This is a genomic window from Providencia sp. PROV040 (assembly GCF_032706145.1).
In the GTDB taxonomy this organism is placed as follows: Bacteria; Pseudomonadota; Gammaproteobacteria; order Enterobacterales; family Enterobacteriaceae; genus Providencia; species Providencia hangzhouensis.
The window spans coordinates 3298141-3317282 of record NZ_CP120530.1 but is presented as its reverse complement, the minus strand read 5'-3'; the positions used below and the strand labels follow the sequence as shown (position 1 = coordinate 3317282).

General features: G+C 40.8%; 37 protein-coding genes. 15 read left to right on the top strand and 22 right to left on the bottom strand.

What is annotated here, in order from left to right:
* Nucleotides 1–31: 31 nt before the first annotated feature.
* The 18 genes from P3L40_RS15410 to P3L40_RS15325 all read right to left on the bottom strand — a co-directional run bounded on the left by P3L40_RS15410 (nt 32) and on the right by P3L40_RS15325 (nt 8711).
* Nucleotides 32–1078: a tyrosine-type recombinase/integrase gene (locus P3L40_RS15410; RefSeq protein ID WP_125892492.1), complete on the bottom strand. Its 1047-nt coding sequence runs from the start codon at nt 1076–1078 to the stop codon at nt 32–34.
* A complete protein-coding gene (locus P3L40_RS15405) occupies nt 982–1290 on the bottom strand; it encodes a hypothetical protein (protein ID WP_165568275.1) in 309 nt (102 codons plus the stop codon). Before P3L40_RS15405 ends, P3L40_RS15410 begins: the two co-directional genes overlap by 97 nt.
* Complete coding sequence (locus P3L40_RS15400; protein WP_196731841.1) at nt 1283–1507, bottom strand: hypothetical protein; 225 nt, start codon at nt 1505–1507, stop codon at nt 1283–1285. Before P3L40_RS15400 ends, P3L40_RS15405 begins: the two co-directional genes overlap by 8 nt.
* Nucleotides 1508–1514: 7 nt before the next feature.
* Nucleotides 1515–2060 carry a phage N-6-adenine-methyltransferase gene (locus P3L40_RS15395; protein WP_196731842.1) on the bottom strand — a complete coding sequence of 182 codons (546 nt, stop codon included), beginning with the start codon at nt 2058–2060 and terminating at the stop codon, nt 1515–1517.
* Nucleotides 2061–2403: 343 nt separating this feature from the next.
* On the bottom strand, nt 2404–2655 hold the full coding sequence (locus P3L40_RS15390; protein WP_210852863.1) for a hypothetical protein: 252 nt from the start codon (nt 2653–2655) through the stop codon (nt 2404–2406).
* A gap of 261 nt (nt 2656–2916) precedes the next feature.
* Nucleotides 2917–3177: a hypothetical protein gene (locus tag P3L40_RS15385; RefSeq protein WP_210852861.1), complete on the bottom strand. Its 261-nt coding sequence runs from the start codon at nt 3175–3177 to the stop codon at nt 2917–2919.
* Complete coding sequence (locus P3L40_RS15380) at nt 3177–3497, bottom strand: hypothetical protein (RefSeq protein WP_210852860.1); 321 nt, start codon at nt 3495–3497, stop codon at nt 3177–3179. Before P3L40_RS15380 ends, P3L40_RS15385 begins: the two co-directional genes overlap by 1 nt.
* Before the next feature lie 410 nt (nt 3498–3907).
* Nucleotides 3908–4168 (bottom strand): antitoxin, encoded by a 261-nt coding sequence (locus P3L40_RS15375; RefSeq protein ID WP_210852859.1) that lies wholly within the window; start codon nt 4166–4168, stop codon nt 3908–3910.
* Between the two features lie 40 nt (nt 4169–4208).
* Nucleotides 4209–5063, bottom strand: a complete 855-nt coding sequence (locus P3L40_RS15370; protein WP_210852858.1) for a hypothetical protein — start codon at nt 5061–5063, stop codon at nt 4209–4211.
* A 45-nt stretch (nt 5064–5108) separates the two neighbouring features.
* Nucleotides 5109–5237: a hypothetical protein gene (locus tag P3L40_RS15365; RefSeq protein WP_272515387.1), complete on the bottom strand. Its 129-nt coding sequence runs from the start codon at nt 5235–5237 to the stop codon at nt 5109–5111.
* A gap of 35 nt (nt 5238–5272) precedes the next feature.
* Nucleotides 5273–5725 carry a single-stranded DNA-binding protein gene (locus tag P3L40_RS15360; RefSeq protein WP_210852857.1) on the bottom strand — a complete coding sequence of 151 codons (453 nt, stop codon included), beginning with the start codon at nt 5723–5725 and terminating at the stop codon, nt 5273–5275.
* Nucleotides 5726–6598 (bottom strand): ATP-binding protein, encoded by an 873-nt coding sequence (locus P3L40_RS15355; RefSeq protein WP_210852856.1) that lies wholly within the window; start codon nt 6596–6598, stop codon nt 5726–5728.
* A gap of 15 nt (nt 6599–6613) precedes the next feature.
* Entirely contained in the window at nt 6614–6967 is a 354-nt protein-coding gene (locus P3L40_RS15350) for a hypothetical protein (RefSeq protein ID WP_210852855.1), read from the bottom strand.
* Nucleotides 6960–7112, bottom strand: coding sequence for a hypothetical protein (locus tag P3L40_RS15345; RefSeq protein WP_210852854.1), 153 nt, complete (start codon nt 7110–7112; stop codon nt 6960–6962). The genes P3L40_RS15350 and P3L40_RS15345 overlap by 8 nt, the downstream gene beginning before the upstream one ends.
* Nucleotides 7113–7239: 127 nt before the next feature.
* A complete protein-coding gene (locus P3L40_RS15340) occupies nt 7240–7422 on the bottom strand; it encodes a hypothetical protein (RefSeq protein WP_272515386.1) in 183 nt (60 codons plus the stop codon).
* Nucleotides 7423–7501: 79 nt separating this feature from the next.
* Nucleotides 7502–7816 carry a hypothetical protein gene (locus tag P3L40_RS15335; protein ID WP_210852852.1) on the bottom strand — a complete coding sequence of 105 codons (315 nt, stop codon included), beginning with the start codon at nt 7814–7816 and terminating at the stop codon, nt 7502–7504.
* A gap of 220 nt (nt 7817–8036) precedes the next feature.
* The gene (locus P3L40_RS15330) at nt 8037–8276 is read right to left on the bottom strand and encodes a hypothetical protein (RefSeq protein WP_210852851.1); all 240 of its coding nucleotides are present in this window, start codon (nt 8274–8276) and stop codon (nt 8037–8039) included.
* A gap of 231 nt (nt 8277–8507) precedes the next feature.
* Entirely contained in the window at nt 8508–8711 is a 204-nt protein-coding gene (locus P3L40_RS15325; RefSeq protein WP_210852850.1) for a hypothetical protein, read from the bottom strand.
* A gap of 424 nt (nt 8712–9135) precedes the next feature.
* Here P3L40_RS15325 and P3L40_RS15320 point away from each other — a divergent pair, with 424 nt between their 5' ends.
* Nucleotides 9136–9639, top strand: coding sequence for a hypothetical protein (locus tag P3L40_RS15320; protein ID WP_210852848.1), 504 nt, complete (start codon nt 9136–9138; stop codon nt 9637–9639).
* A gap of 21 nt (nt 9640–9660) precedes the next feature.
* On the opposite strand, the gene P3L40_RS15315 is transcribed toward P3L40_RS15320, so the two are convergent.
* From P3L40_RS15315 to P3L40_RS15300, 4 genes are all read right to left on the bottom strand, one after another.
* Complete coding sequence (locus tag P3L40_RS15315) at nt 9661–9792, bottom strand: hypothetical protein (RefSeq protein ID WP_272515385.1); 132 nt, start codon at nt 9790–9792, stop codon at nt 9661–9663.
* Between the two features lie 14 nt (nt 9793–9806).
* On the bottom strand, nt 9807–10121 hold the full coding sequence (locus P3L40_RS15310) for a hypothetical protein (protein WP_239407253.1): 315 nt from the start codon (nt 10119–10121) through the stop codon (nt 9807–9809).
* A 389-nt stretch (nt 10122–10510) separates the two neighbouring features.
* Nucleotides 10511–11356 (bottom strand): BRO family protein, encoded by an 846-nt coding sequence (locus tag P3L40_RS15305; protein ID WP_210852846.1) that lies wholly within the window; start codon nt 11354–11356, stop codon nt 10511–10513.
* Between the two features lie 339 nt (nt 11357–11695).
* Nucleotides 11696–12340, bottom strand: a complete 645-nt coding sequence (locus tag P3L40_RS15300; RefSeq protein WP_210852844.1) for a LexA family protein — start codon at nt 12338–12340, stop codon at nt 11696–11698.
* A gap of 107 nt (nt 12341–12447) precedes the next feature.
* Here P3L40_RS15300 and P3L40_RS15295 point away from each other — a divergent pair, with 107 nt between their 5' ends.
* The 14 genes from P3L40_RS15295 to P3L40_RS15230 all read left to right on the top strand — a co-directional run bounded on the left by P3L40_RS15295 (nt 12448) and on the right by P3L40_RS15230 (nt 19141).
* Nucleotides 12448–12657 (top strand): helix-turn-helix transcriptional regulator, encoded by a 210-nt coding sequence (locus P3L40_RS15295; RefSeq protein WP_006657610.1) that lies wholly within the window; start codon nt 12448–12450, stop codon nt 12655–12657.
* A 105-nt stretch (nt 12658–12762) separates the two neighbouring features.
* Nucleotides 12763–13107, top strand: a complete 345-nt coding sequence (locus P3L40_RS15290) for a hypothetical protein (RefSeq protein ID WP_210852842.1) — start codon at nt 12763–12765, stop codon at nt 13105–13107.
* 68 nt (nt 13108–13175) lie between these two features.
* Nucleotides 13176–14117 carry a replication protein gene (locus P3L40_RS15285; protein ID WP_247605815.1) on the top strand — a complete coding sequence of 314 codons (942 nt, stop codon included), beginning with the start codon at nt 13176–13178 and terminating at the stop codon, nt 14115–14117.
* Nucleotides 14114–14788, top strand: a complete 675-nt coding sequence (locus P3L40_RS15280; RefSeq protein WP_210852838.1) for a replication protein P — start codon at nt 14114–14116, stop codon at nt 14786–14788. The genes P3L40_RS15285 and P3L40_RS15280 overlap by 4 nt, the downstream gene beginning before the upstream one ends.
* 230 nt (nt 14789–15018) lie before the next feature.
* Nucleotides 15019–15306: a hypothetical protein gene (locus P3L40_RS15275; protein ID WP_210852836.1), complete on the top strand. Its 288-nt coding sequence runs from the start codon at nt 15019–15021 to the stop codon at nt 15304–15306.
* Between the two features lie 34 nt (nt 15307–15340).
* Nucleotides 15341–15550 carry a DUF551 domain-containing protein gene (locus P3L40_RS15270; RefSeq protein WP_210852834.1) on the top strand — a complete coding sequence of 70 codons (210 nt, stop codon included), beginning with the start codon at nt 15341–15343 and terminating at the stop codon, nt 15548–15550.
* Nucleotides 15550–15735, top strand: a complete 186-nt coding sequence (locus P3L40_RS15265; RefSeq protein WP_210852832.1) for a hypothetical protein — start codon at nt 15550–15552, stop codon at nt 15733–15735. Before P3L40_RS15270 ends, P3L40_RS15265 begins: the two co-directional genes overlap by 1 nt.
* A gap of 249 nt (nt 15736–15984) precedes the next feature.
* On the top strand, nt 15985–16431 hold the full coding sequence (locus tag P3L40_RS15260) for a recombination protein NinB (protein ID WP_210852830.1): 447 nt from the start codon (nt 15985–15987) through the stop codon (nt 16429–16431).
* Nucleotides 16432–16576: 145 nt separating this feature from the next.
* Nucleotides 16577–16951, top strand: coding sequence for a hypothetical protein (locus P3L40_RS15255; protein ID WP_210852827.1), 375 nt, complete (start codon nt 16577–16579; stop codon nt 16949–16951).
* A gap of 68 nt (nt 16952–17019) precedes the next feature.
* Entirely contained in the window at nt 17020–17478 is a 459-nt protein-coding gene (locus P3L40_RS15250; protein ID WP_210852825.1) for a hypothetical protein, read from the top strand.
* Nucleotides 17475–17759 carry a hypothetical protein gene (locus tag P3L40_RS15245; RefSeq protein ID WP_210852823.1) on the top strand — a complete coding sequence of 95 codons (285 nt, stop codon included), beginning with the start codon at nt 17475–17477 and terminating at the stop codon, nt 17757–17759. The genes P3L40_RS15250 and P3L40_RS15245 overlap by 4 nt, the downstream gene beginning before the upstream one ends.
* A 3-nt stretch (nt 17760–17762) precedes the next feature.
* A complete protein-coding gene (locus P3L40_RS15240) occupies nt 17763–18146 on the top strand; it encodes an antiterminator Q family protein (RefSeq protein ID WP_210852821.1) in 384 nt (127 codons plus the stop codon).
* Nucleotides 18147–18336: 190 nt separating this feature from the next.
* Complete coding sequence (locus P3L40_RS15235; RefSeq protein WP_210852819.1) at nt 18337–18666, top strand: phage holin, lambda family; 330 nt, start codon at nt 18337–18339, stop codon at nt 18664–18666.
* A complete protein-coding gene (locus P3L40_RS15230; RefSeq protein WP_210852817.1) occupies nt 18659–19141 on the top strand; it encodes a TIGR02594 family protein in 483 nt (160 codons plus the stop codon). Before P3L40_RS15235 ends, P3L40_RS15230 begins: the two co-directional genes overlap by 8 nt.
* Nucleotide 19142: the final 1 nt, after the last annotated feature.

The window sequence follows — 19142 nt, the reverse complement described above, 5'->3', positions numbered from 1 at the left end:
ATTTTGGATGTGTGAAATTAATCGTTTTACATCAGCCAGTTAAAAGTGTTAGATGTGACTTTTGACTGGCTTCGTTCTTCGACTGTGTCGATATTGTGACATGCTCACTATATTTGGTTAAATGTTGACCGCTAAAGTGTGCGTATTTCTGAACCATTTCTAATGTCTCCCATCCTCCCATTTCTTTAAGTACCATGAGTGGAGTTCCACTTTGTGCGTGCCAACTCGCCCATGTATGTCTGAGGTCGTGAAAAGTGAAATCAGTTATGCCAGAATCATCCAATGCTTGGTAATAGCATTCACGATAATAGTTACTCCTTCGCTTTCCTTCGTTGGAAAATACATAGTCACCATTTTTTTCAATTCCATTTAGAATCTCAATGGCCACGTCATTTAGCGGAACCGGTCTGGCTCGTCCTGACTTTGCATTATCTGCAGTTACATGAGCAACTCTTCTGACTAGGTCTACACTTTTCCATTTAAGCGATAATATCTCGCTTTTTCTCATGCCTGTTAAAATAGCAATGGAAACAAAATCCTTCATCCACTTAACTTTGATGTTAGATAGGAGCAGTTCAGCTTCCCACTTTTCTAGCCATCGAACCCTAACAGTGGGCTCTTTCATTCTTGGTATATAGGATGACTTGGTTAGCCATCCCATTTTGTGTGCCAGTGAAAAAGCCCTTAAAACAAAAGAGCGATATCTATTCTTTGTTGCACTTGTTAACTTACGCTTAGTAATGGGGCTATAATCCGGTATTGCATTTGCAATATCATCACTAGTGATTGATGAGAGCTTTTTTCCGCCTAAAATAGCGATAAAATACTTAGAGTAAGCTTGCTTAGTTTTAAAACTTGTTTGCCCCTTGGCATCTTTAAGAGCCAAAATAATTGCATCCTCAAATATCCGATCTGGTTGCTTCTCAAGCTTGTCCTGCTGCCACAGGTCATGCTTTAGTTTGTCGTGATATTCTTGTGCTTTTATTTTGTCTGAGGTGCCAGTAGAGCGTCTAATTCTCTCGCCAGTTGGGGTGGATACATCGACCCAATACTTGCTGCCTCTTTTGTATATTGGCATTTGGTTTTCCTCTTACTACCGACCAAAGCCAGCCGATAGACATTATTGTCGTTAAACTGCGCCTGTTCAAACTTTTTTAGGCTTTCCTTGTTTGCTCTCCATGAGCCGCCGACTTTAAACATGTAGTATTTCGATGGCTTTCTATAGATAGTGCCTTTTGATAGATTTAAGAGTTTTGAGTATTCTTCTACTGTGTAATATTGGTCATCCACTATTAATCTCCTTATCTATAGAGTTGACATACCAAATCAACCACATAATAGGTGGGAATTTCTTATGCTTTTCGCTGAGTGTTAATTGAAACTTAGGTAGGTAATCTTTGAGTATTGCTGTGCTTTGTTTATCGCTGAGTTTTTTTAGTTGCTTTAATTTGTCTCTGCACTCCCTTGCAACAGCCCTGCGTCCATTCTCCATTTCCTGTGGTGTCATAGGCCACCTATGCTATTTTCCATTCGTTTAATATTCTATTGCCGATATTAATTAACTCGTCTCTATCGACAGTGCTAATTATCTTTCGTGGTTTAATGTATGGTCGCCATATTAAAAGCATTGAGCCTTTATTATTACCATTGACGGATTTGTTTGTTCCTGCATTAATAAAAGATATTCTTCCTCCTGTAATTAATCTCACCTCGTCAACAGTTTCTAATGCAGAATTAAACCAGCCGACAGAAGTATCAGACGGAATTAACATCACGATAGGCTGCAATTGTTTTTTACATTGCTCGGCAGCTTTATTAATCCATGGTTGAATATCGGAGTAGGGCGGGTTAATCCAAATGGCTCCGTAACTTTCCCAGTCGCAATTTAACGAGTCGTCTTTTTCGGTGAGGTAATGAGTGCAAAGGTGGTTATTTTTATCGGCAGCGGCATCTAAATAGAAACCGAATTCAGCGTCCAATGCTGTAAATAAAGGCAGGGGAGTTTGCCATCTATCACGCAATTCCTTTGGTGTATGGCTACCTCCGTAGTCAGTTTTCATGGCTATAACCTATGGGCGCTGGCTGAAATGTTACCTAACTTATTTCTCTTTACCCATACTTTCATTTTCGGTCTTGTGTAAACGCAATCACTATGACCTCTTTCAATAAAATCCGCTATACATCTGCTAGCGTAAATTAATAACCCTATCTCATCTGGCCTATTTAGCGTTAGATTGACTCTCATCTGAATACCTCACCACATTTAATCTCAACATCCCTAACCTGCATTATCTGCATAGCACGGCTCTCGCATTCTTGCTGTGTGTATATTTTCTCTGTAACAGGCACAACAGAACCCTGTATTAGCATGAGTTATACATATCCGATTATTTGCATGGTTATTTACTTTAAAATAAATATTGGAGTGTTGAATGCTGGAGATTTATCTTTAGATACGTAAACGTTTGATACAATGCCGTCATTCATTCTTTTTGCTGCTTCTTGCGTGATAAATGCAACAGGATGTAAGTTGTTAATTCGCTCAATCTCATTACATACATCAATTATGTCTTGCCAGTTATATTCATCAATACCCTCACCAGCGTTTATTTTATTTTTTAAATACTTCGCTATTTCCAATATCTCATTATTCATTCTATGAGGTCTCCAGTTACTATTATAAACATGCCGCATTGGTTGCATTCGAACTCATTAGTGTCACGGCCATTGTCTCGCCAGTCATTTGAGCGACACCTGCATAATAGCTGGACTTTTAAATTGCGTTTTGTGCGGCCTGTTTTAAATGGTTCGTTGTACCACTTTTTATCATCATCAAACATAAAGTGCCTGACTTTAATTTCATGTGGAATATCAAAATGGTCGAGATACACAAATTTAAAGTCAATTGCGAACTCATTATTCATTTTTTATTTTCACTCCGTTGCTGATTAATATATCTCTGCACATATTAAGACCTGTATTTATACCATCTTCATATGAGTAAAATTTAGGTTGATGTTTATATGGCAATTCAACCTCCAAACTCTCGCGTGATGCTTGCCATACAATAAATAGCTGTTTCCTAACGAACTCGGCTAAGGGTTCATCGTAGACTTTCATTGTTGTTTTATATTCGTCATTAAACCACTCTTCAAATTGCTGCCTTGATTTATCCATCACTCCACCTTTCTATATCCAGCTTTATATAAGCGCTCGGCGTACATATAAGCGTTTGCCATACCCATATCAATTAAACCTTTATCGTCAGCGGAAATAATAGCTGCTATGCGTTCTATTTCTTTTTTCGATAATCTTTCGCGCTCCTTGTCTGCTATTTCCTTTGCTAAATCCGAGCAGTCAAAACAAATATTTGCTGCCTGACCTTTAATTAAATTATCTTTACCGACATTTCCACCGCAAAGATTGCAAACATTCTTAGGGTCTGGCTCTGGTACGATAAATTTCATAATTTGTCCTTGGTACATAAAATCGTTCATATTCATTCCTCTTATTGCGTGTATTTAATCGATACGATTAAAATAATTCATCATTGTTTTTAATTTATAACCTATAGTTAATTTGAACTTTCTAATTATTTTTGTAGTCCTCGCCGATGCTTCCTGTGTCGGCATTTTTTTATTCATTGCATCCATTTAATCGCTAGGATTAAAACGTTTCATGGCAAACACTTATTTACCTTCTACACTTAACCCCGAAAGAGTAGTAACAAGCTGTGCAATTTTCGCCGACCTCCCTGTGTCGGCATTTTTTTATCTAGCTTCCTTGCTAAATTCCATGCCTTAACTATGCTTAAATTGCTTACACAGATAAATTATAAGTTTCATTCCTGCACGTCCCCTTGCCGTCCGCTCCGTGGCGGCTTTTTTATTCACTGCATCCCTGCGAGTTAAATTAATCCCAATTCATCTTCAATTTTTAGCAATGATTCAGGGTTGGTAGTGACAGGTTTGGCCATCCAATCAACTGATACCAGACGACCATTAACTAAAACACCGATATTAAAATCATCAGATTCACGCTGTTGCCATCCGTTTTTAATGGCATCGTTACGGTTATCGAACCTTTGATAGTCTGTGTAGTAATTAATGCCGCTGCCTTGGTCGTTACAGTAAGCTTGAGCGCAGATGTAAATGTATTCTGTTTTCATATCTATCTCCTGTTTGCATCCTTGCAAATATATCTTTGGGTTACTGTAATAAGCATAGTTGGCATTGGCCTTCGGCAATATCCAACTGGCCTTGCTCATACTCTTCGATTTTTTGGTTGATTGTTTTCCTGCGACACATTCCCTTTGTCGTTGAGTCGGGTCTGAGTTCGTGACGAATATAGTTATTTTCCATTGCTATAATTCGACCAAAATCACTTGGATAAGTATCTCGCAGCATGACTAACTCAGAGCCAGTCAAATGAGGGCAGCAAATGCATGAAGATTTACCGGGGTAATACAAGCCAACCTCTTCAACTGAGAGCGACTCCTTTTCACCAATATTCCAATCTACAAGAGGGAAAACTTGCGTCCATTTATGCTCTGGTTTCCATTTATCTGCACGCTGTGGCTCATCGGCATTAATACCAATAACACGTAAAATACTCCCAGTGTGTGAATCAAGCGGCTCTCCTTTACCCTTAGCTCCCCATGCTTTATGGCATTCTGGATGATTATTGAAATACTTATCAGCTGTCTCGACTTTGAAGCGAAGTGAACATGATTTACTGCCAAATGCCGCCGCAGGTAGTGTGTTATTTTTCTCTGCGTTTTCAATAACACTAAGTGGATTTCCATCTTTATCCCACTTACGCAGAACTACTACTTTTGACCATTTTTTCTCATTACACCAACTTCTTAGCCAGCCGATGAAATGATAGGTGTGTTCGAACTCAGAACCAGTATCACAAAATACAATTTCGTCAGGCTCATAACCTCGCTTGTACATTTCAGCAATGAGCATTGCCGTATCATCACCCATTCCACCCATGACTACGCGGAATGAGGTAGCGAACCATGCCTTTTCAAAGGATGGTCTATCATTGAATAACACCATGATTTATTACCTGATTGGTTTAGCTTTTTGCGGGGATTTGAATGATTATTGAGTTGGTAGCATGTTTTTTACTTCACTGAAGATTTCCATAATTTCTTCAATGTCATAGTCATTTAATGGAAGGCCATTATTTATTTTCCACTCAATACGTTTTATTCGTGTCAGAATGTCCATGGTTATATCCTTTGGTTAAATCACATAGGGAAGGGTTAGAAGGGGATTTCTTGGTCATCCCAATCCATCGGTGGCTCATTCTGTGGCGTTTGTTGCTGTGACTGCTGAGGTTGTCGTGCTGGCTGCTGGCTTCCTGCCTGATTGCTGTTGCTTTCTTTTCTATTGCCTAGAATTTGGATTTCTTTTGTTTTAAAAATAGTAGAGCTACGCTTTTGCCCTGTTTGCTTATCTTCCCACTCCTTAACTTCAACTTTGGCAGTGATACGCACTTGAGTTCCTTTCTGTGCGTTTCTATCCATGTATTCCGCTGAACCTCCCCAAGCTTCACAGCGAACCCAAGTGGTTTTATCAATCCATTGCCCGTTGTCGTCTTTTCGAGATTCGCCAATAGCTAGTGAAAATTGCATTATTGCTGAGCCATTAGGAATGTAGCGCAACTCCAAGCTGCCAATCCTGCCAGTAAAGTTACATTGGTTCATGTCAGCCATTTATGCTACCTCTTGTTTAGTTAGCTCTTCTTTTCTTAGCTCATATAGTTTCTGAGCTTCCGCTTGTTCTGGTGTATCCCTGAGCGCTTTATATGCCTCACCAAACGCATTTTTAAGTACATCCATGTCTTGTGTTTCCATTGCAATATCAGTGAAGTGTGATAAATCCACCTCGGCTTTCGTGCGCCCATCATTAAGCCAATCCATTAGCTTTTTGCCCGTTAATTCATTTAGCTGGGTGACTTCGGCATTGCTGAATAATCCTGTTCTATCCTTGCTTGCCATTGCCGTGTGAGTTTCGTGATTTAGATCGAGAACTGTAGTAAATTCATACTCAACACCATCCCGTTGCTCTGACTTCATACCTAGCTTGTCTACGCCTTTCTTGCCGTTACCTTTATCAACTTGAGCAGTTTCCGTTTTACTTCTCATTGTTGCTATGATGTGCAGGTCAGACCGTAGAATTGCGTCGAGAAATGCGTTGTGGCGAGGTGTGATTTCGCTCCATGCTGACCACGTATTACCGCGATACTTGGCCTTTGCTAGGCCGTCCAGTAATTCAAGACACCCACCTGATCCGCTCCATTCATGGGTGATACTGTCGATTATTAAATTGTCATAGCCAGCTTCCTGCGCAGCTCCGATGGCTTCAATAAATCGCTCTGGCGTGAATGGAGGGTCCAGCTCTAATACATCAAAATTAAATCGGTCAGAGTAGAGTGAGGCGCTCCCTTTCTCGGTATCTATCACTGCTGTTTTGCCGCCAAGTCCTTTGGTTATTTCTAGTGCTCCATACGTTTTCCCTGAGCCACTAGGGCCTGTTAATGCAAGTCGTAGCTTTGCTTTTTTCCGCAATGCTTTTGCAAATTTCATAATTACCTCCGAAAATTAGTCACCCACAACCCTGCCACCTAATGGCAACTCTGTGACGCCACGGTAAGGGTCAAAGTTATCTTTGAATAAATGCCTTGCATATCGCTCCAAGTCAGCCTGTCTTCGTTGCGCTTTAATATGTTCAGGTAGAGGAGGGTAGAATTGAGACATTTCTAAGTTTTGACTTTTAACTAGTGCGGCGAGAGCTAATTCTAGTGTTGAAATCCTTTCAACTGGTTGAATTTCATTGCCCGTTAGGTCGCGCACTCTTCGCTTTTCGATATCTTCATCAATCATTGATAAAGCATATTTCAGGGCAGCATCCTTGCTTTTATGACTAGGGAATGCAGGTATTAAATACTTACTCATATTCACCTCTCATCCATCTGCTAGGCGTTGACTCTTGAGGAATACCTAGTGAGAAATTAGTCTCCCATTGCTCTTCTTCCTCGCGTTCCCTGCGTCGTCTTTCGGCATCCTGCCGTTGCTTGATTTCATGCTCTGAAGTTTTCATGTCTCATCCTTACGTGAATGCGTACGCTCCGCGAGTATCAACCTGACGTAAAATGCGATTTGTCTTTTCGCATTGCTTCTTAAATTTCCAGTCAGCAACTAATTCGTCTATTTGTTTATCAGTCATGTCAGATTCGCGTAGTAGAGCGAATATTTGCTGTTTTATGTATTTCTGCTTTGCGTTCATGCTGTACTCCGTATGCTGTTTTTAATGTTTCGTTTGCCTCGCTCCATCCGCTCTCATCCTTGAGATAACGTGCAATTCCAGCTTGTGATTGAGCTAAACAAAGTTTGTATTTATCAATATTCATGCTTACCTCTGGATGTGCGAAACCCTCACTTATCGATTGATAGCGATTGTTATTTAGGTTCTGGTGTTGGTGCGGTGGGTTACTGCTGACAGAGGGCTTTTGCGATTGCTAAATTGGCTTTTTTGAATGTGCAGTCATTCGCTTCTTGCAAGAAGTGTTCTTGACATAATCCGTTATGGTCTATGCTGCATTTATCGTAAGATTGAACTAGCTCAATCAAAGCCTCTAATAACTCCGGTGCTGCTGCGATTAGATGGGCGTTGGCCTTCATTTCTTCTGCGTTTTCATCATAGATAGGGTAAACACAAGCAACCATAGCTCCAGTAGAGTCATCTACATCGCCAGTGATGTTGCTATTATATTTCCACGGCGATTTGCTCCCTTTAAATTCCATATCACCCCTTAGTAACACTCAATGTTATTTTTTCGCCACTTTCAAGCGTAAATTCCACGCTCTTATCTACAGCTAGTAAATACTCAGCCACAGCATTGACGGCATCATTTGTGATAGCTATCCTGTTTTTCGTGGCCTTGTTCGTATCAGTGTTGACATTACCAAAGTATATTTGGTTTGTGAGAATTGAGTGCCAGACTCTTGCTTTGTACGTCACGTATCACCCCCTAGCCTTTAACATTGCACCTGCCATGGTGGAGTTATTAGTAATAAACTCTCTTCTATCCAGCAAATCACGATATTCATCGAACCTGCCAGTTGAATGATAAAAGCATTCTTCACTACAATGACCTGAATTTTCAGCGCATGGGTTATCGCTATAATCAACATCAAAAATGAATGCCTTAGTTGAATCTCTTAATTCTTTATCACAGGAAAAGCACAAATACTTATCTGTCATACTCCCTTCGTTATTAAATCGCACAGTAAATGAAGCCATCTTTGAGCATTGACTTCATTGTTATTTTCCCATCCTTGCACATCCTGCGAGTTATTTTCCTTAGTCTGCTATGACTGCAGGAGTATTTACTTACGAATATTGTTCCACGTTGATTTATATAATCAGCGACCTGACTTTCTTTTTTTATTTTATATAAATACACAAACCCTCCGTTATTAACTAAACACGGTGCTAGTCTTCAACTTCATCCCAAACACACCATGCGGATTCGCCATCGGTTTCAATTAACCCAGAGTGACCGCAAATTTCACAGGTCACTTTGTCACCATCGTAAAACCAATTATCACTACCTTTTTTAGTTTCCACCGTTGCTTGTTCTGCACCGCATTTTTCACAAGGACTTCCGAGTAGCGTTACGTTTTTGAATGTTTTCACTCTCTATCTCCTATCTATTAATCAACTCACCAACCTATTGATAATCCACACTCTCGCAGTGGACGCGCTCATGCCCTTGAGTTCATGTCGCCTATAGCCGCTAATAACTGGTGCGTATTTGGCCTGTACGCTGCTTTACCAGAGCATATTCGCTTATTAACCCTCACAACGGCCTGCTAAACCTGCTCGCCACTACGCGACTCGGGGCTGAATCATGACATCAGCATATAAATGCGGCCTATCCGCGCTACTGAACCATTGGCTTACTCTCCTATTAATCAACTCACCACAGCCCACCGCAATGGACTGTAATTAGTTAACTGTGCCCGTTTATTTATCCACTTAGGGCGCCAGTGGTTTCTTTAGTCCCCACCAAAGAAATCGGTTATAATGTATTCACCCCACCAAAAGAAAAGGAAACCACATGGCAACTCTTTTAGAGAGACACAATATGATTATTCGAATGATGAATGACAGGGAAAAGCTCATGCAGCCTATTAGTGATGAAGTTTTTCAAGAGCTTGTCGATAAGCTGGGCATGGATCAATTGGCAAATGATGTTAGATATTTAGTTAACATAGGGTTGATTAACTATGATGCAATTCGATTTGGAATTGACGGTGGTTATGGTTTTAATACAGGAAGCATGTCACTAACTGCTGCTGGTGTTGACTATGCCAACATGGACACAATAGGAAACCAAATAAACACCGTAACAATTAAGATTCACCAAAACACCATTGATAACCTAGAGGCAATGATCCGCTCAGCTAACATCCCAGATGAAGATAAAAAATCCTTACTTTCACTGGTAAAAGAAAAAGGCTCTGAAGCTGTTGTTGGTAAATTAGTAGATACTGTATTTGCTAATGCTGGAATAGCTGCTGCATTATTTATGGAAGCAGCCAAGAGTAAATTAGGCTTGTAGCGCTAAGCCCATCCGTGGGCTTTAATTTCTCAATTCTGCTCTTAACGTTAGAGCCATAGAGATATACATCATGCGAACACTCATGCTTTTCGCTGATTTAGCTCTTTTCTTGTATTCAGCATAGTCGCGCTGTAATTCTGCTTTATTTTCCATCAAATACCTCTTATTTAGGCTCTTGCCGTTACTTCACCAGACTCTAATAACGTTCCTGTCTTACGATATTTAGCTGAGTAAATACTAGAATTTGGCAAGCAGGTGTTATCTGCTGAGTCATAAACTTTAGTGCTGCGAATTGAAATTGCTTTCTCAACTCGGCTAATTGGTTTGCGTGTTAGTGATAAGGTAGGGCGCTTTGTTTCTTCTACTGGTTCGCCATGGATTGCGGCTTTTAAGCTTTTAGTTATCTCGTAAGATTCCTGCAATGCTTTTCTGCGTTCCATTCTGCGTGATCTGGCGTTGTTGTAGCCGTGAAAGTTACACATAGTTTTCCCCTTTCAGTTTGCTTTGGTGATTGGCATAGTCATGTGACTAAATCATGATCCGGCGTTCGGAAGTTGGCTTATGTCACGCCAATCATCTACACCAATCCCAAAACATACTGTCTTTGGTTTGCGCTTTCTCAGCGCTATCTGCTTAAAGAGCTAACATCCTGTTTATCTATGGCTCCTTGCCTTCGATGGATAGTATATTCACAAATTGTGATTTTAATGTCAACCACAAAATGTGTTTATTTGATTATTATTGAATTAACGTGATGATTTGAAATGGAAAATATTTTATTTATAGACACGATTTGTGGCAGGAGTCACACAGGCGGGGAATTGCGGGCACAAAAAAGCCCTCGCGGGGAGGGCTGGATGTAATTCATTGGTTACTTATTTTTTGGCTTGTCATGTTTTTCTAATGCTTTTCTTGTCTTCTTGATGCTGCTTTTGACTTTATTAATTTTTTCTTGCGATAGAGGTATGCTTTCAGGCGCTGTTCCTGTGTTAGCTATCATAACTTGCCTTACAGATCTGCCAACTGTGTGTGCTGCATCTTCTAACTGACCCTGACCTTTTAGATTTTGATTCCTTATCCTAGCTTCTGTCTGGGTAATTCTAAATATATTAGCAGCCAACTCTTCACTATCCATATAATCTAAAATAGTGTCTTTAATTCCACCCATCCCTTTGCGTGCTTTTAGTTGGCTAAGATTCATATTATACATGCCCCTATATCCAGCATTCTGGAAAAGCGCGTAATCTACTACACCATGGGCTTTGGCTACATGACCTAGACTTTTTTCTCTAGAGGTTATCTCTCCGCGCAAGTAAACTCTATTAACTGAGTTATAATCTTGGCAGGCAGCCTCTATTTCAACTGCAAGCTGAGCAAAATAAGCTTGTGCATTAGCTACTTTTGTATTGCTAATATCTCCATTCATTACAGTCAGGTAACAAGCAAATCTAGTTAGCTTGAAATCATTCTGAGAGTTTTTTGATGGAGTCTGGATAAAGTTTTCAAACACAGGAATGTTTAGGTTTATACACACGGCTGTAGCCTTATTGATGGCTTTGTGTATCTGATCCATTCCAGTATATCCAAGCATCATGGCAAGGTCTGAGGCAAGCCAGTAAGTAATGCCGTTCTGTTGAGCAAAATCATCAAATGTAATTTCTGATGTTCCACTAAATACTGATAGTTGTTCGCTCATATCGCACCCAAATTTACTCATGACTGATCCTTTATTTTAGTATAAAAAACGCTTGCCATCATTAATTAATTACAATATTTACACACCCTAAAACGTCTCGTCATACCTCAAAAAATCATCGACAACAGTTGCCAGAAGTCTTTGTCATCAATGTCAATTAAGAAAGCAATAATCACCAAAGCGATAAAATACAGTATCGCTAACTTATGATGACACATAACCTTCCATAACCATTTCATTTGAGTTTGTCATTAGCTATCAAATGCAATCAGTAACAATAGAATGATATCCAGCACCGCAATAACAATTAGCAGTATCATTATGTTAGCGTTGGATATCAGCTCTAACAGTCTCTTCATATTAAAACGTGTCGTCAGGCCACTGAGACTTAACCACTTTGCCGAGAATCTGGCAGTTACCATTAATCGGTATCATCTCGAACCGTGGGTTTAATGGCTCAAGGTATTCTTTTTCACCTTCTCGAATAAGACGCTTGAAAGTGAACTCATCGTTCATCAGGCGAGCTATACAAAAGTCCCCAAACTTAACCTCTTGCTCAGGGTCAACAAGTATCAGCATCCCTTCAGGGAAGCTAGGACGACCGCCTTGAGGGGCTGTCATGGAATGACCTTCGACCTCTAACCAGAATGCACTATCGCTTGCCTTCTTGGCTGTTGGTATCCATGCGATGGCATCGCTTCTAGTATATGCATTGCTATTCTCAGTAAACGCACCTGCTTGCACCTTGGAAAATAGAGGGTACTCATAATTGCTAACAACTTGATCGCTCCTATCACCAAACATCAATTCCGCAGGTGAAACACCTAAAGCCTCACTGATAACTAAAGCATCATCAGCACTTATCTTTCTTTCCCCAAGTTCATAATTTCCAATTCTAGAAGCCGCGGAATAACCGCACAGCTTTGCAAGTTGCGCTTGGCTTAAACCTCTAGATTCACGAATAGACTTCAGTCTTTCGCCGATAATTTCATTTATTTTTTTCATGCTTATCTTTTAACACAAAACGTGATGTAAGTATTTAAACGATTCGTGATTGACAGTTAATCACATATTGTGTGTAATAGGGGTTGTAGACATGGAGGATACACACAATGAATAACATCGCAGAACAGCGAAAAAAATTAGGAATTTCTCAGGCTGTTTTGGCTTCATCAATCGGATGGGGTCAATCTCGTATTGCAAACTACGAGCTAAGTATTAGAACGCCTAGTCTTAATGATTGTCGAGTAATCGTTGAGGCATTACAAAAACTTGGTGCGAAATGTTCATTAGATGACGTTTTCCCACCGCAAGCCGCATAACTTTACCGCTCTTTAAATCTTCAACCCTGAAAAAGGGTATCAATACAAAACTTAACTCACAGGATCGTGAGCAACGGACTAACTACGTCAAAAGGAATTTAACAAATGGACACAGCAAAAAATATCAAAATCACATGTAAACCAGAAACACTCGAAACCTATTTCTTTCAAATGATGTTTAAAGATGGAAATGACGGATTCGCTAAAGCAATGGGTATTCACCCGAGTTCAGCTAGTAGAGAGAAGAGTCGCATATTCAGCTTGGCTTGTAAGGCTATAGCTCGTTATGGCTTACCTACTGAAGCTGTATCAATGCCTGAAAAGTCTAGAAGCGTAGTGATTGAAGGTGACTATGCAGAAAGGTTAATTCAGGTACTTGAAGGGCAAGGGAAAGTAAAAAGAAAAGCCTCAAATCTGGCACGAAGCGAGGCTCAATTGGATCTAATTTAAAGAAACTAATTATCGGGAGTAATTATACATGAATATTAATTACACAACAAATCGATATGGAGGTCGTTATGAACGTTGTTAAGCATGTGGACTTTGCTAACAAACAACTGATACCAGACAAACCAGAGGTTAAGGTGGCTGATCTTGATAATGGCTACCTTCGGGTAGCAAATGAAATTCAAGATGCTCTGTGCGTCCTCCAACTAGCGGGTAGGGAATGGCAGGTATTAAACGCCATTATTCGCTTAACGTGGGGGTGGCAAAAGAAAGAGGACAGAATACAAAACATCTTGATTGAAGAGAAAACTAAGCTAGGTAGAAATCCTGTATCTGAATCAGTCGGAGTGCTTGAAATTAGAGGGATTATTCACGTTAGACGAATAGGCCAAAACCGATACATTTCTATCAATAAAAACGTCTCAGAATGGGTATACACGAAAACAAGGAAAACTATCCCTGAAAACAGGGATAACCATCCCCGAAAACGTGTAGCGGTATCCCCGAAAAAGGGGATCACCAAAGACATTATTTCAAATACAGTAAAAGATATTAATAAATCTTCGTCCGAGAATTCTAACGAATCCTCTGACCGACCATCTGAAAAAGTTTTAGCTGTTAAGCCTGATGCGGTTGTTAGCTCGCCCAAAGGTAACAAGTGGGGAAATGCTGATGACCTGAAAGCGGCTCAATGGATTTACTCACAAGTCCTGATAGTCAGCCCAACAACAAAAGAGCCCAACTGGTCAACTTGGGCTAACGATGTTCGACTGATGAGACAGCTAGACGGACACACCCACCAAGACATTTGCAAAATGTTCAAATGGGCGAACAAAGATTCGTTCTGGTGTAGCAATGTTTTATCGCCAGCAAAACTCCGTGAGAAGTGGCCAACACTGGTTATTCAAAGTCAGCAGCCAAACCGCACGCAAAGAGCGTCAGGAAGCCAGCAGCCAGCAAGACAATCGATAGACTACGAAAGCACTGAATGGATGGAGGGTATCGATGTATGAAATCACTAGTTACAGCAATCCAGCAGCGTGATTCAACAGCACTGCAAGCAATGGCAGCACATGCGCCGACACAGCAGAAGCAAGCGGTAAAGCAGCAAGTAGCCCAAGTATTTAATGAACTCTTTAGACAGCTCAAAGCAACATTCCCAGCAGCAATAGCCAACTTCAAAGAACAAAGTGACCTTGACGAATTTAAACGTCAATGGACTATCGCATTCATTGAAAATGGAATTAGGACACTTGAGCAAATAAACGTCGGGATGAAAATTGCAAGGCAACAAACTAGCCCGTTTTTACCATCTCCTGGTCAGTTTGTTCAGTGGTGCAAACAGGAAGACTTCACTCAGCTTGGATTACCCACCGAAGCCGAACTATACGAAGTATTCAAAAAGTATTGCTCGGAGCGAGGCTGGCGTAGGTTTAATTGGCCATCAAATGCTTGTTACTGGATTGTCACTAAAGTTTACTCAGAAATGCGAAGCCGCAACCTATCAGATTCAGAAGTTATAAAACTTTGTGCATCTGAGTTAAAAGTCATGGCCAACAAAATCAAATCAGGCGAGAAGATACCCGATCCGATATTGCAGCTTGAAAGCGCAGTCATACCTACCAAGCGCGACAAAGCGCTATCAATCATTGCTGACCTGAAAAATAAACACGGGTTCAAGTAACACACCAAATCATAAGGACTTCTAGATGAGCGTATTATTTCACAAGGATAGAAATTGGCTTCAAACACCTCACTACATAGACGCAGGTCGATTAATGTGGAGCAAGCGGAAAGTTATAGCGATGCCAGAGGAAAAACATCTCCTTCGTAAAATTCGCAATTGCTACCCGAGAGGCAAGGCATACCGAAACCTTGAACGAATTGAGTATTTCAGCAAGCGGGGATTCTAGGATGAAAACCAAGCAAACTAAGATGAAGTTAACGCTATTCAGACTTGAAGACGACTACAAACTAAAGCGATTTAAAGTTACTCACCACAACGGCGACACCAGTTTAGAGCAAGAATTAACAGTAAAAAAAGACAAATTTGGTCGGTTTGAAGTTGATATTAGCACTGACGATTTCCCTCGCATCGAAAACGAACTAGACGCAATGCTGAAATACGCAGACTGGCTAGAACGGATGGGAATAGCAATACGCAGAGAAGCTAAGCGGGCAATTAAGCGAGGTGTTGAGTGATGAAAGGAACAACGTTAACAGAGGGAGGCATCTAATGCAGGGAACTAATTGGGTTAAGGTGAGCGAACAATATCCAAATAACTGTGAGTTCATTTTATTTTGTGCAGGAGGTAAAACTCGCGCTGGCTGGATGCTGATTTTAGGCGGTGAGTTTTACGATATTAAGAGCGGCAAATGGTTTGATGAAACAGAAGTAAGTCATTGGTGCAACCTGCCACTCCCACCAATGCCAGAGGGTGAATGATGGATAACGTAAAAATAAATGAGCTTGTAAAATTTAAAGATGAAATTAAAGCCATCTGCAAGCTCAGATACAAAAGCGAGTGGAATGCTATGTACACAATGCATGATTGGGATTTGTACTTCTACGAAGGTTATCGAGCTAATAACGCACATGAAGCCGTTGATGAAGCTAGAGCGTGCATGTAGGAACAGGAGAGCTAACAGTGAGTGACCCAATAACATTGATGTATAAAATCAGCATGAACCTATTTTGCGGATTAGGCTTTGCAATGGCATTTATCATGCTGAAGATATTTGACGGGGATAATAACTGGTTTGTTATCACGATGAAGGTCATATCAGCAGCCGCGATAATCCTCTGGTTAATATCTATGGCTTACATTTGTTTTTTCTTATTCAACCACGTGTTTCTGAAAAATTGAATAGGAGGTTAACTTGGAGAAAGCCACAAAGTTTCTTCTAAGAAATAAACGAATACGAGATAACCTGATAGCAGCACTAAACGCCTTACCCCTCAACGAAGAATTTCCCCTAGAAGTAAAAATCTCAGAATCCAGCCGAACACTACCGCAGAACGATATGTTTCATGCGCTATGTGGTGATGTATCAAAGCAAATGACACTCAACAATGAACCACTGAAATTATGGCAGTGGAAGAATGTATTTGTGTCAGGTCACTGGATGGTTACTACAGGGGCGAAAGAATCACCGTTAATTCAGGGTATCGAAGGTGAGCTGTTAAATATACGCGAGAGCACGTCTCAGATGGGCAAGAAGCGCATGAGTAGCTTAATTGAATACTCGACAGCTTGGGCGGTAGAAAGTGGCGTAAAGCTGCGTACAACTCGTTATGAATATAACTACTACGGTCACAGGGAATAACTCAAGGAGCAGCAAGAGAGATGACGCCTGAAGAAAAACTGAAGCAACTAGATGAACGTTTAGATGAAGTGCATAAGCTAATCATTTATCTAAATGAGTGCCGCAGGGAGTTAATAAATCGTCACAATCTAAACAAGGAGAAGTTATGACTCAGCAAGGTAAGAATGCGATTGAAATAATCAAAGCGGTTAGAGAGCTTGAATATTTCACCACAAAACAAGCGCAAAACATAACAGGAATCCCTTACTCAACGGCAAGTTACATTATCAGCCTAATGCGTAAATTTTCGGCTGTGTCAGTTGTAGGGAAAAGCAAAGGTACATTGAGATATAGAATATCACCTGATGCTGTGCAGATTGTTAAACGTGAGTTTACCGAAGTTTTCAAGCCAGCACCTAAGAAAATAGACGATGAAATAGTAGGTCGTGGAATGGTCTATGTCGAAAAGGCTAATGTGCAAGGTATGGGTAGCACACTCCTAAAACGCATGGATTCTTTGTTGAGTGAGGTGAGGGCATGATTAGAACGCGACACGTAATTCTATTCTTTTCGATTGTTACTTTAGCGATGGGGTTTATGGGGGCATAGATGGCACTAAAACGCGATAAATACGATATTGTATTTTCGCAGTTAGTCAGGGAACGAACAGATTACGAATGCGACTACTGCGGAAGACACTTTAGACACGAACCTTCAAAACTTCACTGCTCACACTTCAAATCACGACGACACAAAGCAACTCGATATCATCCTCTCAATGCCTTCTCACACTGCGCTGGCTGTCACCGAAAACTAGGCGAAGACCCACACGAATTTAATGCTCATGCTGTTATTACTTACAGCGAGATGACTATTGATAGCGTGGCTCGTTTGGCTGGAACATCGGTAAAGTTAAAACCGTGGCAGATGGATGATTTATACCAGCACATGAAAGGTGAGCTTAAACGGCTTCAAGAGCTGCGTAGTGAAGGTGTAACAGGTCGGATTGAGTTCACGCTTCCTGATTGGTATCAGCACGGCATAACTTATCAGATGGGGGATTTATGAAGACTGAAATAACAACCATTCCAGAATTACTCATCAAAACGTACGGGAATATGGCTGAAGTATCTCGATACCTAGGATGCTATAGAGCAACAGTAAAAAAATACTCGAAAGATGTTAATGCAGAAGGTCATGTGGTTATTAATGGTCGATTAATGACGATATATAAAACAAGAGTGAAAGGCACGTCCAGTCTCGCCAAAGAATTAGATAGTGCCGTTTCTATTGTGAAATGTATTAAACCTGAAGCTACCTGCAAAAGCTCGCAAATTAACATGAGGTGAACAATGCGCGATATTCAACTTGTGTTGGAACGATGGGGAGCTTGGGCGGCGGATAATACAGAATCAGTGCAATGGTATTCCGTAGCGGCTGGGTTCAGTAGTTTAATTCCAAGTAAGGTGAAGTCACGAGACCAGTGTTGCGAAGATGATGCAATGATTATCTCCGAATGCATGGCTCAACTAAATAGGAAAGATAGCGAAATGCATGACCTGCTACTCGATTATTATCTGTTTGGTATGACATTCATTCAGTTGGCTAAAAAGCACAAATGCTCTGATGGCCATATTGGGAAAAAGCTACAAAAAGCGGAGGGGCAAATCGACGGAATGTTGATGTGGTTAGATATAACCTTGGAAATGGATAAATATGTAGAAAAAATCCATTAAATCACTTTACGTACGTAAAATAGCTGTTAATGTGATAAGAGTGACAACAACGTCAGCAGCTTATAGAGCCTCACTTCGGTGGGGCTTTTTCGTATACGCCGCCACAGATTCGACTGCTAACCTTTTACTATCACTAATGAACTGTGCGCGGCTATTTATTAACTAAATTCCTCCAACGTAGGGGGTGAGTATGCAAAATATGAAAGAAACCCCTGAATTTTGGGAGCAGCTATCCAACTCCCTATCTTACATCTTCACTCAATACAAAGAGCAGGGGGTAGCAGCTGGTCTTGCTGGTACTGTGGCTGTACTTAGAAGTATGTATAGCGGCGGCGGTTGGAAGAAAACATTGCTGGATGGTGTGCTGTGTGCATTCCTTGGTTGGTTCGCAAAGGACTTATTAGCGCTTATGGGTATGAATCCTGATTTAGCTTATATCGCTAGTGTCATGATTGGATATTGGGGCGTTGAGAAAGTCAGCAACATGATTAAAGGTAAGGCGGGAGTGAATAATGACTGAACCTAAATGGCTAACTGAAGCCAGAAAAGAAATTGGAGTGTCTGAGCATACCACTGAGGGCTCGAAAGCAGTCGACCAAATGTGGATTGATAGCAAGCTGCGTGGACTAGTCGGAACCGCGAGAAAAGTTCCTTGGTGTGCTGGTTTCGTCAATGCCATGTTAGAGCGTGCTGGTATTAAATCTCCTCGCAAAGATGCTTCGAGTTCATACGATAATTTCGGGCAAAAGCTAACAGAGCCTAAATATGGATGTATTGTTCGCTTTTCACGCTCAGGCGGTGGCCATGTTGGTTTCTGTGTTGGTAAAACTGCAAATGGTTCACTTCTTATCTTGGGTGGCAATCAATCAGACGCAGTAAATATTAAAGCATTTGGAACTGACCGAGTTGTTGCTTATCGCTGGCCTGATGGCGTTGAAGTAGACAACCGACCGCTACCAATTGGTGATGCTGCGCTGTCAGTGAAAGAGTCGTGAT

Excerpts from the sequence above, each read along its gene's own strand:
- P3L40_RS15410 (WP_125892492.1), bottom strand. The coding sequence starts at position 1,078 with ATGCCAATATACAAAAGAGGCAGCAAGTATTGGGTCGATGTATCCACC.
- P3L40_RS15400 (WP_196731841.1), bottom strand. The coding sequence starts at position 1,507 with ATGACACCACAGGAAATGGAGAATGGACGCAGGGCTGTTGCAAGGGAG.
- P3L40_RS15395 (WP_196731842.1), bottom strand. The coding sequence starts at position 2,060 with ATGAAAACTGACTACGGAGGTAGCCATACACCAAAGGAATTGCGTGAT.
- P3L40_RS15390 (WP_210852863.1), bottom strand. The coding sequence starts at position 2,655 with ATGAATAATGAGATATTGGAAATAGCGAAGTATTTAAAAAATAAAATA.
- P3L40_RS15385 (WP_210852861.1), bottom strand. The coding sequence starts at position 3,177 with ATGGATAAATCAAGGCAGCAATTTGAAGAGTGGTTTAATGACGAATAT.
- P3L40_RS15380 (WP_210852860.1), bottom strand. The coding sequence starts at position 3,497 with ATGAACGATTTTATGTACCAAGGACAAATTATGAAATTTATCGTACCA.
- P3L40_RS15375 (WP_210852859.1), bottom strand. The coding sequence starts at position 4,168 with ATGAAAACAGAATACATTTACATCTGCGCTCAAGCTTACTGTAACGAC.
- P3L40_RS15370 (WP_210852858.1), bottom strand. The coding sequence starts at position 5,063 with ATGGTGTTATTCAATGATAGACCATCCTTTGAAAAGGCATGGTTCGCT.
- P3L40_RS15365 (WP_272515387.1), bottom strand. The coding sequence starts at position 5,237 with ATGGACATTCTGACACGAATAAAACGTATTGAGTGGAAAATAAATAAT.
- P3L40_RS15360 (WP_210852857.1), bottom strand. The coding sequence starts at position 5,725 with ATGGCTGACATGAACCAATGTAACTTTACTGGCAGGATTGGCAGCTTG.
- P3L40_RS15355 (WP_210852856.1), bottom strand. The coding sequence starts at position 6,598 with ATGAAATTTGCAAAAGCATTGCGGAAAAAAGCAAAGCTACGACTTGCA.
- P3L40_RS15350 (WP_210852855.1), bottom strand. The coding sequence starts at position 6,967 with ATGAGTAAGTATTTAATACCTGCATTCCCTAGTCATAAAAGCAAGGAT.
- P3L40_RS15345 (WP_210852854.1), bottom strand. The coding sequence starts at position 7,112 with ATGAAAACTTCAGAGCATGAAATCAAGCAACGGCAGGATGCCGAAAGA.
- P3L40_RS15340 (WP_272515386.1), bottom strand. The coding sequence starts at position 7,422 with ATGAATATTGATAAATACAAACTTTGTTTAGCTCAATCACAAGCTGGA.
- P3L40_RS15335 (WP_210852852.1), bottom strand. The coding sequence starts at position 7,816 with ATGGAATTTAAAGGGAGCAAATCGCCGTGGAAATATAATAGCAACATC.
- P3L40_RS15330 (WP_210852851.1), bottom strand. The coding sequence starts at position 8,276 with ATGACAGATAAGTATTTGTGCTTTTCCTGTGATAAAGAATTAAGAGAT.
- P3L40_RS15320 (WP_210852848.1), top strand. The coding sequence starts at position 9,136 with ATGGCAACTCTTTTAGAGAGACACAATATGATTATTCGAATGATGAAT.
- P3L40_RS15315 (WP_272515385.1), bottom strand. The coding sequence starts at position 9,792 with ATGGAAAATAAAGCAGAATTACAGCGCGACTATGCTGAATACAAGAAA.
- P3L40_RS15310 (WP_239407253.1), bottom strand. The coding sequence starts at position 10,121 with ATGTGTAACTTTCACGGCTACAACAACGCCAGATCACGCAGAATGGAA.
- P3L40_RS15305 (WP_210852846.1), bottom strand. The coding sequence starts at position 11,356 with ATGAGTAAATTTGGGTGCGATATGAGCGAACAACTATCAGTATTTAGT.
- P3L40_RS15300 (WP_210852844.1), bottom strand. The coding sequence starts at position 12,340 with ATGAAAAAAATAAATGAAATTATCGGCGAAAGACTGAAGTCTATTCGT.
- P3L40_RS15295 (WP_006657610.1), top strand. The coding sequence starts at position 12,448 with ATGAATAACATCGCAGAACAGCGAAAAAAATTAGGAATTTCTCAGGCT.
- P3L40_RS15290 (WP_210852842.1), top strand. The coding sequence starts at position 12,763 with ATGGACACAGCAAAAAATATCAAAATCACATGTAAACCAGAAACACTC.
- P3L40_RS15285 (WP_247605815.1), top strand. The coding sequence starts at position 13,176 with ATGAACGTTGTTAAGCATGTGGACTTTGCTAACAAACAACTGATACCA.
- P3L40_RS15280 (WP_210852838.1), top strand. The coding sequence starts at position 14,114 with ATGAAATCACTAGTTACAGCAATCCAGCAGCGTGATTCAACAGCACTG.
- P3L40_RS15275 (WP_210852836.1), top strand. The coding sequence starts at position 15,019 with ATGAAAACCAAGCAAACTAAGATGAAGTTAACGCTATTCAGACTTGAA.
- P3L40_RS15270 (WP_210852834.1), top strand. The coding sequence starts at position 15,341 with ATGCAGGGAACTAATTGGGTTAAGGTGAGCGAACAATATCCAAATAAC.
- P3L40_RS15265 (WP_210852832.1), top strand. The coding sequence starts at position 15,550 with ATGGATAACGTAAAAATAAATGAGCTTGTAAAATTTAAAGATGAAATT.
- P3L40_RS15255 (WP_210852827.1), top strand. The coding sequence starts at position 16,577 with ATGACTCAGCAAGGTAAGAATGCGATTGAAATAATCAAAGCGGTTAGA.
- P3L40_RS15250 (WP_210852825.1), top strand. The coding sequence starts at position 17,020 with ATGGCACTAAAACGCGATAAATACGATATTGTATTTTCGCAGTTAGTC.
- P3L40_RS15245 (WP_210852823.1), top strand. The coding sequence starts at position 17,475 with ATGAAGACTGAAATAACAACCATTCCAGAATTACTCATCAAAACGTAC.
- P3L40_RS15240 (WP_210852821.1), top strand. The coding sequence starts at position 17,763 with ATGCGCGATATTCAACTTGTGTTGGAACGATGGGGAGCTTGGGCGGCG.
- P3L40_RS15235 (WP_210852819.1), top strand. The coding sequence starts at position 18,337 with ATGCAAAATATGAAAGAAACCCCTGAATTTTGGGAGCAGCTATCCAAC.
- P3L40_RS15230 (WP_210852817.1), top strand. The coding sequence starts at position 18,659 with ATGACTGAACCTAAATGGCTAACTGAAGCCAGAAAAGAAATTGGAGTG.